General features: G+C 48.9%; 1 protein-coding gene. It reads right to left on the minus strand.

Annotated elements, in window-relative coordinates:
• A partial coding sequence (locus AB4585_RS26510; protein WP_372171730.1) for an NAD(P)-dependent oxidoreductase occupies window positions 1-413 on the minus strand: 413 nt, incomplete at both ends.

A 413-nucleotide genomic window follows, 5' to 3' on the forward strand; every position in this document is an offset into this window, starting at 1 on the left:
CTCCAATAGTCGTCAGGCCAAATGCTTTTGCTACGTTGGACAGATGAGTCCCGATAGAGCCCGTACCTAGGATGGCTAAGGTCTTTTCGTTCAAGCAAACGTAAGGGTAGGGTTGCCACACTTGTGCGGTTTGCTGTTGTTTATAGGTAGCAAAGTGGCGAAAGTGTGCAATGGAGTAGCTTAATACGTATTCACTGATGGGTTGGCCGAAGATGTCTTTAACGTTAGTGAGTTGGTAATCACTGCGCGGCGCAGGCTGAGTTAACGCATCAACACCTGCGTAGATGGACTGCACCCATTCAAGGTTCGGGAAGTCGTTAATAACCTCAGAGGCCATCGGCGGAGAAGCAAGCAGGATATTTGCCAGAGAGGGGTCTTCGGTAATCTCAAGTTGTGGCAAATCGGCACTTTTT

Origin of the sequence: Vibrio sp. 10N.222.49.C9 (assembly GCF_041474985.1) — a bacterium.
Lineage (GTDB): Bacteria > Pseudomonadota > Gammaproteobacteria > Enterobacterales > Vibrionaceae > Vibrio > Vibrio crassostreae_C.